Raw genomic sequence first — 13,190 nt, 5'->3', positions numbered from 1 at the left:
GCGGTCAGCGTAGCGGGACGCGCACCTCCACCGCCGTCCCCTCACCGGCCGTGGACTGGATGTCCAAGGTGAACCGCTCGCCGAACAGTGTGGTGAGCCGTTCCGAGATGTTCTGCAGGCCGACGCCGCCGCGCGCGCCCGCGGCGCCCCGCGAGCCGTCCACACCACGGTCGGGGGAGGAGCCGTTCCCGAGGACGTCGAGCACGTCGGCGGTCATGCCGACGCCGTCGTCGACCACCCGGATCGACGTGGTGCGCGTCAGGGGGTCCACGCGGGCCTTGAGCGTGACCGTCCCGCCCTCGACCTTGTCCGCCAGGCCGTGCTTGACGGCGTTCTCCACCAGCGGCTGGATGGTCAGCACGGGCACGTGCGCCGTGAGCACCTGCGGGTCGATGTCGTACCGCACGCGCAGCCGGTCCCCGAACCGCGCCTGCTCCAGCGACAGGTACGTGCGCACGAAGAAGTACTCCTGCGCGAACTCCGCGAGCTGGCCCTCCTGCCGCACGGCGTACCGGAAGAAGTCCGACAGGCGCAGCAGCAGCTGCCGCGCCTCGTCCGGGTCGGTCCGTGACTTCGACGCGATCGTGTTCAAGATGTTGAACAGGAAGTGCGGGTTGATCTGCGCGCGCAGGGCGTCGAGCCGGGCGTCCGAGGCGAGCTTGCGCTCGCGGTCCGCCTCGGCCAGCTCGAGGTGCAGCGACAGGATGCTCGCCATGTCCTCGATCTGGTCACGCGGCGCGGGTTGGTCGTGCGTCCGGAAGACGCCGATGGTGCCCACCACACGTGCGCCCACCACGAGCGGTACGACGACGGCGCTGCGCAGCGGGCAGTCAGGGTCGTCGCACCCCATGTTCGACGCGCGGCGGGACACGACCGTGCGTCCCTTGGTGATGGCGCTCCGCACGGCGGCGGCGCGCACCGGCCCGCCCGCCTGGTGATGGTCGGAGCCCGGGCCGACGAACGCCAGGTTCAGCTCCCGGTCGGTGATCACCACGGCGTCCCCGCCCAGCAGCGGGCGCAGCAGCTCGGCGGTGCGGCGTGCGGCGTCGGCGGTCAGGCCCGACCGGAGCGGCATCCGGCGTCCGCCCGCCACGATCCGGCGACGGGACCGCACGGCTCCGCGTCCCTCGGGGTCCTGCGCCTCGCGCCCGTCGGGTGCCTCGGAACCGGCGCGCCGTCGCGACCAGCGCCGGAGCGCCGTGGCCGCGCGCGGGCCGCGCAGCGCGGAGGGATACCCGAACACGAGCAGCACGGTCGCCACGGTTCCGGCCGCGACGGTGGTGCCCACCCCGAGCGGCGGCGACACGAACACCTGGGTCACGAGGTACACCACCGCCCACGTGACGCAGATCGTGCCGGCCAGGAGCGCGCTACCGGTCCGCATCACGTTCCCCCTTGCGCTGTGTGCCGTGCCCGGACCGGCGCGGCGTGGTCCCGAGGCTCGCAATAGTGAGCCGCGCCAGGCGTTCGGCGTGCCGGTCCGCGGCGGTTCCGTGCAGTACGAGCCACTGCCGCTCGACGTCGTCCGGCGGAGTGGTCGCCCGCGAGACGAGCCACGTGACCAGGGCGGCCAACGGCGCCGCCACGAGGGTCGGGGTAACCAGCATCTGCCCGAGGCCCGGTCCGACGGGCAGGGCGCCGACGACGAACATGCTCACGGACACCAGGCCGCCGACGAGCATGCCTGCGGTGGCCCCGGCGGCCGTCGTGCCGCGCCACCAGATGGCCAGCACGAACACGGGCGTCAGCGCCGAGCCGGCGATGGCGAACGCCCAGGTGACCATGGCCGCCACGATGGAGGGGACGGCGGGCGTGAGGTCGGCCGGCTGCATGGCGATCGCGAGCCCGCCGGCCGCGAGCGCGACCACCGCGGTGCTCGCGCGGCCGGCCCAGACCGCCTGGCTCTGCGTGGCGCGCGGGTTGATGTGCCGTTCGTAGACGTCGTGCCCCCAGGACGCGGCGGCCGCGAGCAGCAGTCCGGCGATGGTGGACATCACCGCGACCAGGGCCCCGGCCGCGACGACGGCGAGCCCGGAGTCGCCGCCGTAGATCCGGCCCAGCACGGGCAGCGCGTGCTCGGGCACGCGCAGGATGCCGTCGACGGTGAGTTCCTCGAGCCAGGGGTGGTCGTCGACGGCCGCGGCGATCTGCTGCCGGGCGGCCGTGCCGAGCATGACGGCGAGCGCGTAGAACAGCCCGGCCAGGCCCAGTACCCACACCGTCGTCATGCGGGCGGCGGTGCCGGTGGGACTGGTGAAGTAGCGGTTCATCACGTGCGGCAGGCCGGCGGTGCCCAGGACGAGGGTGAGGATGAGGGCGAACTGGGCCAGCGGCCCGTAGGCGGCGCCGGGCTGCCCGAAGGTCGCGGGCGCCGTCGGGTCGAGATGGTTGCTCTCGGGCTGCAGGTGCCACCCGGTGTCGTCGTGCACGGGATTGGCCAGCGGCTCGGCCGACAGGTCTCCCACGGCGGCGGAGTAGTTGAACCCGGACCCCGCGACGACGACGGCGAGCCATACCAGTGCACCCAGCAGCAGGAGGAACTGGATGGCCTGGGTCCACGTGGTGCCACGCATCCCGCCGAACGCGACCATCCCGGCCACCACCGCCGTCGAGAGCACCACTCCGGTGGCGTAGGCGGACAGGCCGGGCAGGCCGCGCCCGACCAGGAGCTGCCATGTGATGCCGCTGCCCACCGCCTGCGGCACCAGGTAGGACAGGATGACGATCTGCACGACGCCGACGGCGACCAGGCGCACTCGTTCGGAGGCGAGGCGGCGGCCGAGGAAGTCGGGAATGGAGAACTCGCCGAACCGGCGCAGCGGCGCCGCGACGAACAGCAGCACGGGGACAAAACCGGCCGCGAAGCCGACGGCGTACCAGACGCCGTCGAGCCCGGACACGTACACGGCGGCCGCGACCCCGAGGAACGACGCGGCGGAGAAGTAGTCCCCGCAGATGGCCAGGGCGTTCGTCGCGACGCCGACCCGCTGCCCGGCCAGGTAGAAGTCCACGGTGGAGACACCGCGCGGCCGCACGACGAGCGTGACCAAGGCGACGAGGGCGATGAGGGCGACCAGCGTGCCGGCGCTCGTGACGGTCACGGGAGCTCGCCGTCCGCCGGGTAGTCGTCGTTGTCGTCGTCGTGCCGGCCGCCGAGCATGCGCGCCTCGACCGCCGACGAGAGCGTGGCCGCCGCCAGCCCGATCACCAGGAAGAACGCGTACAGCCCGAACGCCGCCATGGCGAAGCCCGGGCTCATGCCGCCGGCCAGACGGCCGCCCGACCACCAGCCGAGCGTGAGCGACAGGGCCGGCACGCCCATGACGGCGGCCAGGAACAGCACGACGTGCGTGATCGCGACGCGCCGCAGCGTGCGGAAGGTCGCGTCGACCTCGGCCGGCGTGTCGTGCTCGTCGACGCCGTCGTCGTGCTCCATGGGATGAGACTAGGCGTCAGGCGTGCGGATCAGGCGCCAGGCGGTGCGCAACAGGATGACGGCGCCGCCCGCGATCATGATCAGGCCCATGCCGGGCCACAGCTTGCCCCAGGAGTCGGTGTCGGCGCTGACCAGCACCATCTGCACGGTCTGCCAGCCGACGGCGAGCACGGCGGGCGCTGCGGCGACGAGGCAGTGCCCGATCGCCACCCGCCGGTACGGCAGGACGGCGCCGGCGAACGCGAGAGGTGCGGCGGCCAGCGTGGCCCAGCCGAGGTAGCTCGCGTGGCCCGGGATGTGTCCCAGTGGCGTGCTGATCCAGGGCAGAACCGACCCGATCATGACGCACAGCCCTCCGATGGCCATCGCCAGGCTGCCGGGGTGGAAGACACGGCGGCGCACGGCGGTACCGGAAGTGCTCGTCATCGAGGCCATGTGGTGATCGTAGGGCTGCGGGGCCGGTTCAGGGACCCCTGGCAGAGGCTCGCCCTGCCGAACGGCGGGTCGGGTCTCGCGAGCGGTCATGATCGCGTCGCCAGCGGTCGGGTGAAGAATCCCGGCGCCGCTCGCCGCCGTGAGCGACCGTTCGCGGGGTCGCCGCCGCCGTCCGGCGGGTCGGCCCTTGCGCTGCTGGGGCGCCTGCCCTTGGCTCAGGCTCAGGGGTCACGTGTGACCCGCACCACAGTGCGGCCCGGCACGCAGCTGGGGCTGCCGCCGGGCCGCACCACGACACGCAAAGGAGCGTCGACATGGCCGACACCAACGAGGGCCCGGCGGGCGGTGCACCGCCGCCGGGTGGCGGTGGCGCCACACTGCCGGAGAACGGCTGGCGAAAGGAGTACTGGAAGAAGAACCTCCGCCTGATGGTGGTCCTGCTGATCGTCTGGTTCGCAGTCTCGTTCGGCGCCGGAATCCTGTTCGTCGAGCAGCTCAACGAGATAGTGATCGCCGGGTTCCCCCTGGGCTTCTGGTTCGCGCAGCAGGGGTCGATCTACACGTTCATCCTGCTGATCCTCATCTACGCCATGCGCATGGACAAGCTTGACGACCAGTACGGCGTCAGCGAGCGCGACGACGACGGGAGCTGGTCATGAGTGACATCCAGACCTGGGCGCTCGTCTTCGTGGCGTCGTCGTTCGCCCTCTACATCTTCATCGCCTGGCGCAGCCGGGTGCAGGAGACCAAGGGCTTCTTCGTCGCCGAGCAGAACATCCCGGCCGTCGCGAACGGCGCCGCCGTCGCCGCGGACTGGATGTCGGCGGCGTCCTTCATCTCGATGGCGGGCCTCATCGCGTTCCTCGGGTCGGACGGTTCCATCTACCTGATGGGCTGGACGGGCGGCTACGTGCTGCTGGCCTTGCTGCTCGCGCCGTACTTGCGCAAGTGGGGCAAGTTCACGGTTCCCGAGTTCGTCGGTGACCGGTTCTCCGAGACCGTCCGGTCGGTGTCCGCGCTCGTGGCCATCATCGTCTCCTTCACCTACGTGGTGGGCCAGATGGCCGGCGGCGGCATCGTGTTCTCCCGGTTCCTCGGGGTGGAGCAGGCGACCGGCGTGGCCATCGCGGCGACCGTCATCTTCGCGTACGCGGTCTTCGGCGGCATGAAGGGCATCACCTGGACCCAGGTGGCGCAGTACACGGTGCTCATCGTGGCCTACCTGATCCCGGCGTGGGCCGTGGCGCAGAGGATGACCGGGTTCCCGGTGCCGCAGGTCTCGTTCGGCGAGATCCTGGCTGAGCTGAACCGAATCGGCACCGAGTTCGGGCTGCCCGTCTACACGGAGGCGTTCACGGCCCGGCCGCAGATCGACGTCTTCCTCGTCACCCTGTCGCTCATGATCGGTACCGCCGGCCTGCCGCACGTGATCATCCGGTTCTACACGACCAAGACGGTCCGCGGGGCGCGCTACTCGGCGCTCTGGGCGCTGATCTTCATCGGCCTGCTGTACACGACGGCGCCGGCCGTGGGCGCGTTCACCAAGCTCAACCTGCTCGAGGGCGTGCAGGGCGCCGCCGTCGACGCCCTACCGTCCTGGGTGCAGAACTGGATGGCTACGGGCCTGGTCACCGTGGGCGAAGGCGTCGACACGATCGGCACGGTCAGCAACGATCCGCTGTCGGGTGCCGACCTGATCATCAACAACGACATCCTGGTGCTCGCCAGCCCCGAGATCGCGGGCCTGCCGGCGCCGATCGTCGGGCTCGTCGCGGCGGGTGGCCTCGCGGCCGCCATGTCGACGGCGGCCGGCCTGCTGCTGGTCATCTCGTCGTCGGCGTCGCACGACCTGTACTTCCGATACGTGGACCACCACGCGTCGGAGAGCCGCCGCCTGCTGGTCAGCCGGATCGCGATGGGGCTGGCCGTGCTGGTCGCCATCTACTTCGGCATCAACCCGCCGGCGTTCGTGGCCCAGGTGGTCGCCTTCGCCTTCGGGCTCGCCGCGTCGACCTTCTTCCCGATCCTGCTGCTGGGGATCTTCTGGAAGCGGACCAACGCGAAGGGGGCCGTGTCCGGCATGCTCGCCGGCCTCGTGTTCACCGCGACGTACATGATCTACACGTTGCCCGTGTTCGGCACGCAGGCCAACGACCACATCATGGGCGTGAGCCCCGAGGGCATCGGCGCCATCGGCGCGGTGGTCAACCTGGTGGTCACGGTCGTCGTGTCGCTGCTGACCAAGCCTCCGTCGCACGAGATCCAGGAGATGGTCGAGAACATCAGGTATCCCGCCGTCGCCCGCAGGACGGAGGCGTCGTCGACCTGATCAAGCTCGCTGTGGGTACGTAGTACATCCGCCCCTGGATCCCCCCCCGCTGCGTACCCACAGCGTCCCCTGAACGGCCCGTAGGCTGGGGGCATGCACCTCGTCGCCCAGGAACTGTCCTTCGCGTACCCGGGGCGGGACGTGCTGTCCGGTGTGAGCTTCACGGTGAACGACGGCACGCGCCTCGGCGTCGTCGGCGAGAACGGGTCCGGAAAGTCCACGCTGCTGCATCTCCTCGCCGGAGACCTGCTGCCGAAGTCGGGAGACGTGCGCAGGCACGGCAGCGTGGCGCTCGTCGAGCAGGAGCTGCACCCCGCAACGGGCCAGACCATCGGCGACGTGGTCGCCCGCACGCTCGACGGCCTGCGGACTGCGGCCGCCGAGCTGGAGGCCGCCGCCGCCGCGTTCGACCACGGGTCGGGCGACCTCGCCGTGCTCGAGCGCACTCTCTCGCTCGCGGAGCACCTCGCCGTCTGGGACGCCGACCGGCGCGTCGAGGTGGCGCTCACCAGGCTGGGCGCGCCGCGCGACCCCGCCCGCCGCCTCGACCAGCTCAGCGTGGGGGAGCGGTTCCGGGTCCGGCTCGCCTGCCGCCTGGCGGAGCGCTCCGACCTGCTCCTGCTCGACGAGCCCACCAACCACCTCGACGACTCCGCCATCGAGTTCCTCACGGGCGAGCTCGTGGCGTGGCGCGGCGGCGTCGTGCTCGTCACGCACGACCGCGAGCTGCTCGACGACGTCGCCATCGCCATCCTCGACCTCGACCCGTCCTGGGACGGCAAACCCGTGCTGTACGGCCAGCCGGGCTACCTCGCCTACCGGTTCGCGAAGAACCAGGCGCTGCACCGCTGGCGGCAGCGCTACCGGGCCGAGCGCAAGCGGGCGGCGCAGCTCGCCGAGCGGCTCGACGAGTCCTACGAGGGCCTCTCCGACGCGTGGCGCCCGCCCAAGGGCTCGCAGGGGCATCGCCGCGCCACGCGCGCCCGCATCCACGTCAAGGCCGCCGACCGGCTCGTCCAGAAGCTGGAGGCCGAGGCCATCGAGGTCCCGGCGCCGCCGGTGGAGCTCGGTTTCCCGGACCTCCCGGCGATGTCGCCGGGCTGGGACCCCAGTGATCCCGTCGTGGAGGTGCGTTCGCCGCGCGTGGGGGACGACGGCGGCGCCCGCCTGGACCTGCCGGGCACGCGGATCGCGATCCCGCCGTCGGGCAGGCTGCTCATCGTGGGGCCGAACGGGACCGGCAAGTCGACGCTGCTCGGCGCGCTGGCCGGAACGCTGCGGCTGGACCGGGGGAGCCGGTCGGTGGTGCCCGGAGTGCGCATCGGTGTCGTCGGCCAGGAGAGCGCGCCCATCACCGGCAAGGCGCGCCGGCTGACCGGGTTCGAGACGTACGCCGACGAGGCCCTCCGGCTGCTCGCCTCGGGCGAGCTGGACCCGGACCACGTGGTGCCCGTCGCGGGCCTCGGTCTGCTCAGCGAGGAGGACCTGGACCGGCCGCTCGCCGAGCTGTCCGCGGGGCAGCGCCGCCGGTTCGAGCTGGCGCGGGCGCTGCTGCACGCGCCGCACCTGCTGCTCCTGGACGAGCCGACGAACCATCTGTCGATCGACCTCGTCGACGAGCTGACCCGCGCGCTGCAGGTCACGCCGTGCGCCGTGGTGGTGGCGACGCACGACCGGCGGATGCGCTCGGACCTGGAGGACTGGCCGGTGCTGGACCTCAGTCGCCCGCTACCGGGACTGCCGGGTGGCCCAGGTACTGGCGGATCTCGCCGGTGAGCTTGCGCAGCTCGTTGTCGGCCGTGTCCACGTGCGACTGGTCGAGCGTCACGCCCAGCAGATAGCGCCCCGAGTGCTCGTGCACCTCGATGACGAACACGGCGCCCTTCTCCACGTCGAGGACCAGCCGGATCAGGCGGCCGCTGTCGAGCTCGTCGAAGTCGTCGTCGAGGTGGGTCATGAGCGCCTTGAGGCGCGCGCCGTAGTTCTCGTAGATCTTCCGGTGCCGGTCCGGCGTGGCCAGGCCGACCAGCGGCGCGAGGTCCGGGTGGTCCAGCACGTCGACCCGGAAGAGGCCCTTGCCGCGCGCGTGATAGGCCACGTAGTGCAGGGACGACAGGCCGAGCCGGGCTGCGCACAGCGCGACCACGCCGTCGGTCTCGGGACCGTAGGGGGCCAGCGCGTGGTGGGCGACGTGCTCGGGTGCCGCGCGCTCGACGTCGGGCTCGGCCCGCAGCTCCGCGCGGCGCTTCCGGTACTCCGTGATGCGGTCGATTGCGAGCAGCAGGCCGGACCCGCCCGCGAGCACACCGACGAAGATCGCTCCGCGCCGGAGGCTGAAGTTCTGGCCGAGCATGGACGCCATACCGAGCTCGACGAGGAACGGCAGGAGCAGGCTGCCGCCCAGTCCCGTCGCCAGCTGCCCCGCAAGTCTGCTGCCCCGCATCGATGCTCCCGTCCGGGCACCGACCGTCGGGCGCCTGGGACGTTATACCGCAGGTGCGGAGAACTCGGACAACGACGCTAGGGAAGCCGGCCCACGTGGGCCATCGCCTGCTTGAGCAGCATGCCCTGACCGTTCATCATCTCGGCCTGGACGTCGTCCGCGCAGGCCTCCTCCGGCGTGAGCCAGGCGAGATCGAGGGCGTTCTGCTGCGGGCGGCAGTCGCCTGTCACGGGCACCACGTACGCGAGCGAGACGGCGTGCTGGCGCGGGTCGTGGAACGCCGTGATGCCCGGCGTCGGGAAGTACTCGGCCACCGTGAACGGCTGCGGCGACGGCGGCACCTGCGGCAGCGCGACCGGCCCGAGGTCCTTCTCGATGTGCCGCAGCAGCGCGTCCCGGAGCCGCTCGTGGTACATGACGCGCCCCGACACGACGGCCCGCGTCATCGTGCCCTGCGTGTTCACCCGCAGGAGCAGCCCGACGGCGACCACGTCGCCCGAGTCGTCGACGCGGACCGGCACGGCATCGACGTACACCAGCGGAAGCTGGGCCCGTACGACGGCGAGGTCCTCGTCGGTCAGCCACCCCGACACCTGGGAGGGGTCGGAGTAGAAATCGTCGGAAGGGTAGTCGGCAGTGTCCGTCACGGGTCCGTTCTACCAGTTCGGGCCGCGCCGTGCCGTACCCCGCGCCGTCGGATCGGCGCCAGCCCTGTCGTACGGGTCACGCGAGCGGCATTCCTGGAATAGCTGAGGGCAGAACCGCGCTGCACCAGGGAGACGCACAACGAGAGGAATCGCCACATGGCCACCGTCGACATCACCGATGCCACGTTCGAGAAGACCGTCAGCGACAACGGGATAGTCCTCGTGGACTTCTGGGCCGACTGGTGCCCGCCGTGCAAGATGTTCGGACCCGTCTTCGAGGCGTCCTCGGAGAAGAACGACGACATCGTCCACGCCAAGATGGACACCGACGCCAACCCCGCCATCTCGTCCGCGGCGCAGGTGACCTCCATCCCCACGCTCATGGCGTTCCGCGACGGCGTGCTGGTCTTCCGCCAGGCGGGCGCGCTCCCGGCCAAGGGCCTCGCCGAGGTCGTGGAGGCCGTCCGCGGACTCGACATGGACGCTGTGAAGAAGGACCTCGCCGCGCAGCAGAACTGACGCGCCAGCAGCTGCCCGGCTGAGCGGCAGCGACGGCCGCCTCCGGTGGGAGGCGGCCGTCGCCGTCTGCTGGTCGAGGGTGCGCGAGGCGGGACTCGAACCCGCACGTCCGAAGACACCAGGACCTAAACCTGGCGCGGCTGCCAATTACGCCACTCGCGCGCGGCGCACAGTCTACGGGTAGGTGAGCGCGCTGGTCAGCGGAACGCGGCGAGGCCCGTGATGTGCCGGCCCAGCACCAGCGTGTGCACCTCGTCCGTGCCCTCGTAGGTGCGGACCGACTCCAGGTTGTTCGCGTGCCGCATCGGGGAATGGTCCAGCGTGACGCCGTTGCCGCCCAGCACGGTGCGCGCCTCGCGGCAGACGTCGATGGCGATGCGCGCGTTGTTCAGCTTGCCCGCTGAGATCATGTATCCCTCCAGGCGCCCGGCGTCCTTGAGCCGGCCCAGGCGCAGCGCCATGAGCTGCGCCTTGGTGATCTCCAGCGCCATGTCGACGAGCTTGGCCTGCGTGAGCTGGAAGCCCGCGATCGGTGTGCCGAACTGCTCACGCCCCTGGGCGTAGGCGAGCGTGTCCTCGAACGCGTCCCGCGCGGCGCCGACCGCACCCCACACGATGCCGTAGCGCGCCTCGTCGAGGCACACGAACGGCCCGGACAGGCCCGGGTTCTCCGGGAGGAGGGCATCCGGCGGCACGCGGACGTCCTCCAGCGTGATGTCGCACTGCACCGAGGCACGCATCGACAGCTTCGGCTCGATGGGCACCGCAGAGAACCCGGGGGTCGACGTCGGCACGATGAACCCGCGCACGCGGTCCCGCTCGCTGCCGTCGTCCTGGTGCTCGCTCACCTTGGCCCAGATGATCGCGATGTCCGCGAACGAGGCCATGCCGATCCACCGCTTTGCCCCGTCGAGGACCCACTCGCCGCCTTCTCCGCCCGCGCTGCCGGGCTCGAAGCGGGCGCGCGTGGTCATGCTCGCCGGGTCGGAGCCCGCACCGGGCTCGGTGAGGCCGAAGCAGCCCACCACCTCGCCGGTCGCCATCCGGGGGAGCCACCGCTGCTTCTGGGCCTCGGAGCCGTGCTTGTGGATCGCCGACATCGCCAGCGAGCCCTGCACCGACACGAAGGTGCGGATGCCGGAGTCGCCGGCTTCCAGCTCCTGGATGGCCAGTCCGTACTCGACAGCGGATCGACCGGCGCAGCCGTACCCGGTCAGGTGCATGCCGAGCAGCCCCAGCTCGCCCAGCTCGGGGACGAGTTCCTGCGGGAAGTGCGCGTCGGCGAACCAGCGGGCGATGTTCGGCCGGATGCGCCGGTCCACGAACTCCCGCACGCGGTCCCGCGTGGCCAGCTCGGAGTCGCTGAGCTCGGAGTCGATGTCGAGCAGGTCCGCGGGGGAACTCATTAGTCGAGCCCGAGAACCTTGCGGATCCGGGCCACGTGACCGGTCGCCTTGACGTTGTAGAAGGACTCGGCGACCGTCAGGTCGGGGTTCACCACGACGGTGGAACGGACGACGCCCACGTAGGTCTTGCCGTAGTTCTGCTTCTCGCCCCAGGCGCCGTACGCCTCCAGCGTCGCGTGGTCCTCGTCGGAGGCGAGCGGGAAGGTGAGGGACTCGGCGTCGGCGAACTTCGCCAGCTTCGACACGGTGTCGGGGGAGATGCCCACGACGGCGTAGCCCGCGCTCAGCAGCGACGCCTCGGAGTCGCGGAAGTCGCACGCCTCCTTGGTGCAGCCCGGCGTCGCGGCGGCCGGGTAGAAATACACGATGACGCCCTTGTCGGTGCTCTGCGCCAGGTCGGCGAGGCGGACGGTGGCGCCGTCGGCGGTGGGCAGGGTGAAGTCGGGAGCCTTGTCCCCGGGTGCGAGACGAATGGTCATGGCCGTAACGGTAGTCCTTCCGCCGGCCACTCCCGGGAACGACTGTGCCGGCCAGGTGGGTAACGGAGGCGTAGCAGTGCTAGCTGTCCGTTACCTACCTGGCCGGGATCACCTTGCCCTGCGGTCGCGTAGCGTTGTCCTGTGAGCACTCCCGCTGTGACGAAAGCTGTGACGAACGCCGCGACCAAGCCAGGCACCCTCCCGATCCGCATGCTGCACGACCGGCTCCTGGTCGAGCCCGAGACGGACTCGGCGGAGCGGCAGTCGACCGCCGGCCTGGTGATCCCCGCGACCGCCGTCGGGCCGAAGCGGCTCGCGTGGGCGACGGTGGTCGCCAAGGGTGAGCACGTGCGGCAGGTCGACGTCGGCGACCGCGTCCTGTACGACCCGGAGGAGCGCGCCGAGGTGGACCTGGCCGGCAAGGACTACGTGCTCCTGCGCGAGCGCGACGTGCACGGCGTGGCCGAGCGCGACGAGGCGGACGGCGCGACGGGGTTGTACCTGTAGTCAGGCGGGCCGCGCTTCGGCCTGCAGCCGCTCCAGCCGTTTGATCATCCGGCGCACAATCAGCAGCGGGATCGCGCCGAGGACGCCGAACGACATGTCGATGAGGCTCCAGCCCCACGGGATGTCCCGGATCGGGCCAGCGATCAGTGCCAGCGGAATGATCCCCGCGCAGGCGATCAGGCCGAAGTCGATGACCCAGAGGTTTCGGACCGGGTCGCGCAACGGTCCCCAGAACGCCACGGCGATGACGAGGTGCGCGAAGGCGAGCCAGTCCGTGCCGTAGGCGATGAACGGGTAGGTCGCGGCTGTGGTTTCCAGCCCTTCCCGGACACGAGCGAACCAGTCGACGAGGCTCGGCAGCCACGACTCGATACCCCAGGCGAGCAGGAGCTCATGGCCCCAGCGAACCTCGGTCACCAGAGGGAACGCGGTCACGCCGCTCAGGACGAGGCCGACGATGAACACGATCAGCCAGCCGCGCACCCGTCGGAGGAGGGCCGCCTGTTCGGCTGTCGAAGCGGTCTCGGCCGGGGCGTTCGCGCTGGTGCCGGTGGCGGTCATGACCTCGGAGCGTAGCGCCGGCCGACGATGCTCGGCTGTCGTGCAGTTCACAGGGCCGGGCCGTCCGTTCGGTTACCGGTGACGGGCCTGCTCCTGGTAGTGTTTCTCCCCGTTGCGCGCCATTAGCTCAATAGGCAGAGCAGCTGACTCTTAATCAGCGGGTTCGGGGTTCGAGTCCCTGATGGCGCACCAGCACGGCGGTTCGGAAACCCCCTCCTCGAGGTCTGGGCGACGGTCGTCGTGGGCGGAGAAATCGGTGCGCCGGGGGCCTCAGGCCCTGGTAATCTTTCCGTCGCAGGCGCCATTAGCTCAATTGGCAGAGCAGCTGACTCTTAATCAGCGGGTTCTAGGTTCAAGTCCTAGATGGCGCACAACATCGCGAAGGCCCTCACCACGGTGGGGGCCTTCGCGGTTCCTGCCGGGCGAGC

General features: G+C 71.1%; 14 protein-coding genes and 3 tRNA genes. 7 read left to right on the top strand and 10 right to left on the bottom strand.

All coding sequences use genetic code 11. The features are described from left to right. Positions 1 to 4: 4 nt before the first annotated feature. The 4 genes from EW117_RS12180 to EW117_RS12165 are packed head-to-tail and all read right to left on the bottom strand — an operon-like array spanning position 5 to position 3,871. The gene (locus tag EW117_RS12180) at positions 5 to 1,384 is read right to left on the bottom strand and encodes a histidine kinase (protein ID WP_129786979.1); all 1,380 of its coding nucleotides are present in this window, start codon (positions 1,382 to 1,384) and stop codon (positions 5 to 7) included. After that, complete coding sequence (locus EW117_RS12175; protein ID WP_129786978.1) at positions 1,371 to 3,101, bottom strand: solute symporter family protein; 1,731 nt, start codon at positions 3,099 to 3,101, stop codon at positions 1,371 to 1,373. Before EW117_RS12175 ends, EW117_RS12180 begins: the two co-directional genes overlap by 14 nt. Next, positions 3,098 to 3,436, bottom strand: a complete 339-nt coding sequence (locus tag EW117_RS12170; protein WP_129786977.1) for a 6TM ABC transporter family protein — start codon at positions 3,434 to 3,436, stop codon at positions 3,098 to 3,100. The genes EW117_RS12175 and EW117_RS12170 overlap by 4 nt, the downstream gene beginning before the upstream one ends. A gap of 9 nt (positions 3,437 to 3,445) precedes the next feature. After that, on the bottom strand, positions 3,446 to 3,871 hold the full coding sequence (locus EW117_RS12165) for a hypothetical protein (protein ID WP_129786976.1): 426 nt from the start codon (positions 3,869 to 3,871) through the stop codon (positions 3,446 to 3,448). Positions 3,872 to 4,185: 314 nt separating this feature from the next. Here EW117_RS12165 and EW117_RS12160 point away from each other — a divergent pair, with 314 nt between their 5' ends. The 3 genes from EW117_RS12160 to EW117_RS12150 all read left to right on the top strand — a co-directional run bounded on the left by EW117_RS12160 (position 4,186) and on the right by EW117_RS12150 (position 7,976). After that, positions 4,186 to 4,530, top strand: coding sequence for a DUF4212 domain-containing protein (locus EW117_RS12160; RefSeq protein WP_129786975.1), 345 nt, complete (start codon positions 4,186 to 4,188; stop codon positions 4,528 to 4,530). Then, the gene (locus EW117_RS12155) at positions 4,527 to 6,200 is read left to right on the top strand and encodes a sodium:solute symporter family protein (RefSeq protein WP_129786974.1); all 1,674 of its coding nucleotides are present in this window, start codon (positions 4,527 to 4,529) and stop codon (positions 6,198 to 6,200) included. The genes EW117_RS12160 and EW117_RS12155 overlap by 4 nt, the downstream gene beginning before the upstream one ends. Positions 6,201 to 6,293: 93 nt before the next feature. Further along, positions 6,294 to 7,976: an ATP-binding cassette domain-containing protein gene (locus EW117_RS12150; protein ID WP_129786973.1), complete on the top strand. Its 1,683-nt coding sequence runs from the start codon at positions 6,294 to 6,296 to the stop codon at positions 7,974 to 7,976. Here the strand turns inward: EW117_RS12150 and EW117_RS12145 are convergent. Beyond that, positions 7,918 to 8,643 carry a hypothetical protein gene (locus EW117_RS12145; protein WP_129786972.1) on the bottom strand — a complete coding sequence of 242 codons (726 nt, stop codon included), beginning with the start codon at positions 8,641 to 8,643 and terminating at the stop codon, positions 7,918 to 7,920. The genes EW117_RS12150 and EW117_RS12145 overlap by 59 nt on opposite strands. A gap of 77 nt (positions 8,644 to 8,720) precedes the next feature. Continuing rightward, positions 8,721 to 9,290, bottom strand: coding sequence for an NUDIX hydrolase family protein (locus tag EW117_RS12140; protein ID WP_129786971.1), 570 nt, complete (start codon positions 9,288 to 9,290; stop codon positions 8,721 to 8,723). Positions 9,291 to 9,392: 102 nt separating this feature from the next. Between EW117_RS12140 and trxA the strand changes: the two genes are divergently transcribed. After that, positions 9,393 to 9,809 (top strand): thioredoxin, encoded by a 417-nt coding sequence (gene trxA, locus EW117_RS12135; protein ID WP_277986463.1) that lies wholly within the window; start codon positions 9,393 to 9,395, stop codon positions 9,807 to 9,809. 80 nt (positions 9,810 to 9,889) lie between these two features. Here trxA and EW117_RS12130 read toward each other — a convergent pair. The 3 genes from EW117_RS12130 to bcp form a co-directional block, all read right to left on the bottom strand. Further along, positions 9,890 to 9,971 (bottom strand) — tRNA-Leu (locus tag EW117_RS12130). Between the two features lie 35 nt (positions 9,972 to 10,006). Further along, complete coding sequence (locus tag EW117_RS12125; RefSeq protein WP_129786969.1) at positions 10,007 to 11,215, bottom strand: acyl-CoA dehydrogenase family protein; 1,209 nt, start codon at positions 11,213 to 11,215, stop codon at positions 10,007 to 10,009. Further along, positions 11,215 to 11,694, bottom strand: a complete 480-nt coding sequence (gene bcp, locus EW117_RS12120; RefSeq protein WP_129786968.1) for a thioredoxin-dependent thiol peroxidase — start codon at positions 11,692 to 11,694, stop codon at positions 11,215 to 11,217. The genes EW117_RS12125 and bcp overlap by 1 nt, the downstream gene beginning before the upstream one ends. Positions 11,695 to 11,904: 210 nt before the next feature. Between bcp and EW117_RS12115 the strand changes: the two genes are divergently transcribed. Next, the gene (locus EW117_RS12115; protein WP_129787086.1) at positions 11,905 to 12,201 is read left to right on the top strand and encodes a GroES family chaperonin; all 297 of its coding nucleotides are present in this window, start codon (positions 11,905 to 11,907) and stop codon (positions 12,199 to 12,201) included. On the opposite strand, the gene EW117_RS12110 is transcribed toward EW117_RS12115, so the two are convergent. Further along, complete coding sequence (locus tag EW117_RS12110; protein WP_129786967.1) at positions 12,202 to 12,762, bottom strand: hypothetical protein; 561 nt, start codon at positions 12,760 to 12,762, stop codon at positions 12,202 to 12,204. 116 nt (positions 12,763 to 12,878) lie between these two features. Here EW117_RS12110 and EW117_RS12105 point away from each other — a divergent pair. Both EW117_RS12105 and EW117_RS12100 read left to right on the top strand, forming a co-directional pair. Then, a tRNA-Lys gene (locus EW117_RS12105) sits at positions 12,879 to 12,954 on the top strand. 106 nt (positions 12,955 to 13,060) lie between these two features. After that, a tRNA-Lys gene (locus tag EW117_RS12100) sits at positions 13,061 to 13,133 on the top strand. Positions 13,134 to 13,190 lie beyond the last annotated feature (57 nt).

Origin of the sequence: Promicromonospora panici (assembly GCF_900608595.1) — a bacterium.
Lineage (GTDB): Bacteria > Actinomycetota > Actinomycetes > Actinomycetales > Cellulomonadaceae > Promicromonospora > Promicromonospora panici.
Note: the sequence above shows the minus strand (reverse complement) of the source record. Positions and strands in the feature narration are given on the sequence as shown.